The organism is Synechococcus sp. R6-7, assembly GCF_047461695.1.
Taxonomy (GTDB): Bacteria; Cyanobacteriota; Cyanobacteriia; order Thermostichales; family Thermostichaceae; genus Thermostichus.
In genome coordinates this window covers 1-3,296 of the sequence record NZ_JANSHS010000511.1, presented here as the reverse complement: position 1 = coordinate 3,296, position 3,296 = coordinate 1, and the positions used below count along the sequence as shown (strand labels likewise).

Below are 3,296 nucleotides of genomic sequence, written 5' to 3'. Positions count from 1 at the left end.
TCAGCAGTGTTCAGCGTAAATGTATCAGTCCTTTAGCCACTGCCTTCTGCGAGCATTGTCCGCCTGCCCCCACTAATAGCGCGACACCGCCGGATGTCCACCAATGTACCAGCGCCAGGGGATCTCGGCTCCTTGGGTGATGCCGATGCGGGTGGTTTGGACGATGGACAACTGCGTTTGCCAAGAGGGGGATCCCTCCAGCCAAATGCCTTCCTGGCCGGCTTCCGCCCGCTCTAGCCGCCAGCCGTTGTGGGATCCGTCGATGCGCAGTGCTTGACAGAGCAGGCCCGGCCCCGCCGCCGCCCGTGCTGGCTGATTCTGTTTGTTGGCCGGGATCCAGTCTGGCAGGCGATCCAACTGAGCTGCCCGGATCAGAACCGCCGCCGGGATCCCTTCTGGCTCGGTAACGATATTTAGACAGTGGTAGAGGCCGTAGATGCGATAGATGTAGAGATGCCCTGGCGGGCCAAACATGACCTGGTTGCGTTGGGTCTTGCGGCGGTAGGCATGGCAGGCCGGATCCCCAGCCGTGTAGGCCTCCGTCTCTACGATCTGGGCCCGCACCTGCAGCCCATCGGCAAATTGCCGCACCAGAACCATGCCCAGCAAGGCAGGTGCCACCAGCGGGGCCGGCTGGCTCAACCACTCCACAGCGTCCACGGCAGGCTTGGCAGCCCTCAGCCCCCAGCAACGGCAGGGACGATGCTCACCTCATCCCCATCTTGCAGAGGGGTGTCACATCCCTTGAGGAAGCGAATGTCTTCGCTGTTCACATAAAAGTTGACGAAGCGGCGCAATTCCCCCTTCTCATCGCACAGCCGCGCCTTAATCCCCGGACAGCGTTGTTCCAAAGCATCCAACAATTCGCGGATGGTGGATCCCTCGCAATTCACCACCCCCTGATCCTGGGTGAGCGCCCGCAGCGTGTTGGGAATCAGCACCTTGACTGCCATAGCCCAATGCCTCGTCCATTAACCAACATCAAAAAACTAGGGTAGCAGCACCCCATCGATGCCGTGAATCACGCCGTTGGAAACTGGAATATCCGCCAGGTTCACGTTAGCCCCGTTGACCCGGATGCTGCCATCGGATCCCACCTGCACCTGCAGCGGCAGCCCTGCCAAGGTGGTCAGAGTGGTCGATTGGCCGGGCCGCAGGTCAAACGAGGTAATCCGCCCCGGCACCACATGATACGTGAGAATGCGGGTGAGCTGAGCCCGGCTGGCCGGCTGCAACAGCGTCTCCACCGTACCCGGCGGCAGTTGCCCAAAGGCCACATCGGAAGGGGCAAAGACCGTGAACGGCCCCGGCCCTGCCAACGCCGTATTCAGGCCCGTCGCCCGCAAAGCTGCCGCCAGCGTCGAGTAGCTGCTGGGCAAAGTTTCCAGCTCAACGGCAATGGTGTTTAGCCCTTGAGGCTGGGCCGCAGGAGCAAAGACAAGCGGGGCCACTACAGCCGCCAACGGGATCCAACGGCGAACAAGGCGTTGAACAGAAGGAAAGATAGGCATTGTGCAAAGCTCCTGAGCCAATAGGTCTACGCCAGGGATCTTAACAGTTCTTCATTAAGATTCTGTTAAGAGGCAATGGAGAGGGTCTTCCCTGCAAACCGAGTTCATACTGATGCCTCTTGCCAGTCCAGCCGCTCTAGGGTGCGGGCGCGCTCCAAAGCCTGTTCAAAGCTCTCCAGCTTGGGCGAGATCACCAGAGGATGGCCTACGTGGGGTTGAACCGCCTCCTGGGTCTTCAGGCCGTTGCCGGTAATGTAGGCTACTGTAACCGCCTCCGGATCGATTTGACCGGATTCTGCCAGGTGTTTGAGCACGGCAATGGTGGTGCCGCCGGCAGTCTCGGTGAAGATGCCTTCGGTCTCGGCCAAAAGCTTGATGCCGGCAACAATCTCCGGATCGGCAGCCGTCTCGATCTGGCCGCCGGTTTTGCGGGCGATCTCCAGGGCGTAGATCCCGTCGGCAGGGTTGCCGATGGCGATGGACTTGGCGATGGTATTGGGCTTAACCGGAGTGACAAAATCCCGTCCCTCGCGGAAGGCTTGGGCAATGGGCGCGCAGCCCTGCGCCTGTGCGCCGTGGAAGGCGACCGGCTTATCCGCCACCAGCCCCACCTTCACAAACTCCTGGAAGCCTTTATAAACCTTGGTGTACAGGGATCCCGAGGCCAATGGGATCACCACCTGATCCGGCAGTTGCCAGCCCAGTTGCTCCACCACCTCGTAGGCCAGGGTTTTGGAGCCTTCCGAGTAGTAGGGGCGCAGGTTGATATTGACGAAGCCCCAGCCGTAGCGATCCGCCACCTCGGCGCAGAGGCGGTTCACCTGGTCGTAGTTGCCCTCCACCGCCATGACGGTGGGGTTGTAAATCAGGGATCCCAGCACTTTGCCCGCTTCTAAGTCCGCCGGGATGAAGATGGTGCAGTCCAAGCCGGCGTGGGCGGCAATAGCAGCGGTGGAGTTGGCCAGATTGCCCGTGCTGGCGCAGGAAACGGTGGTAAAACCCAGCTCCTTGGCACGGGTCAGCGCCACCGACACCACCCGATCCTTGAAGCTAAGGGTGGGCATGTTGACGGCATCGTTCTTGATGTAAAGATTTTTTAACCCCAGCCGCCGACCCAGCCGCTCCGCTTTGATCAGAGGGGTCAGGCCCGTGCCCACATCAATGGGCTTCTCAGAAGTCACCGGCAGAAAAGGCCGATAGCGCCAGATGGAATGCGGCCCGGCCTGGATGCTCTGACGGCTAACCGTGCGCTTCAGCCAGTCGTAGTCATAAGCCACTTCCAGGGGGCCGAAACACAGCTCACAAACATGCTTGGCGACCGGCTCATACTCGGCGCCACACTCCCGACAGCGCAAACGGCTGAAGCCCACCTTGGAGCTGTGCAAGGCAGAGGCCAACGGGGAATCGGCAGGGCTGAGCGGGCGTTCGGAAAGAGTTTGGGACATGGGCAGCCTCAAGGTGAAGGAAAGGGTGGGCGCTGGATTGAACTTACCTATCGTTGGGGGGAATCTTATCACCCGCAATCTGCCGCGTCAACTAAACCCGACTAAAATAGTCTGGATTAGATCCGGTTGAGGATAATGGAATCGGTGCTTGGCTCTCTCAGGCGGGCTGTCTGGTGTTTGTATGAGCCGCAACATCCCTTGGGCGACTCTGCCCTTTCCTCTGGGATCCCCTGCTATCGGCAGCCTTGGGGGAGCTGATCCCAGCGCCCTGAGGTCTCTTCAACTCTTCAATCAGGTGACTTAGGCTGGGAAGTAAACTACCCGACTCCGACCGCTAAGC

4 protein-coding genes are annotated in these 3,296 nt (G+C 60.3%); all 4 read right to left on the bottom strand.

All coding sequences use genetic code 11. The features are described from left to right. Positions 1-72: 72 nt before the first annotated feature. Positions 73-651, bottom strand: coding sequence for a DNA-3-methyladenine glycosylase (locus tag NW815_RS13560; protein WP_011434357.1), 579 nt, complete (start codon positions 649-651; stop codon positions 73-75). A gap of 26 nt (positions 652-677) precedes the next feature. Continuing rightward, positions 678-953 carry a ubiquitin-like small modifier protein 1 gene (locus tag NW815_RS13555; RefSeq protein ID WP_011434358.1) on the bottom strand — a complete coding sequence of 92 codons (276 nt, stop codon included), beginning with the start codon at positions 951-953 and terminating at the stop codon, positions 678-680. A 36-nt stretch (positions 954-989) separates the two neighbouring features. Further along, on the bottom strand, positions 990-1,511 hold the full coding sequence (locus NW815_RS13550; RefSeq protein WP_011434359.1) for a fasciclin domain-containing protein: 522 nt from the start codon (positions 1,509-1,511) through the stop codon (positions 990-992). 104 nt (positions 1,512-1,615) lie between these two features. Then, a complete protein-coding gene (thrC, locus tag NW815_RS13545; protein ID WP_414390827.1) occupies positions 1,616-2,956 on the bottom strand; it encodes a threonine synthase in 1,341 nt (446 codons plus the stop codon). Positions 2,957-3,296 lie beyond the last annotated feature (340 nt).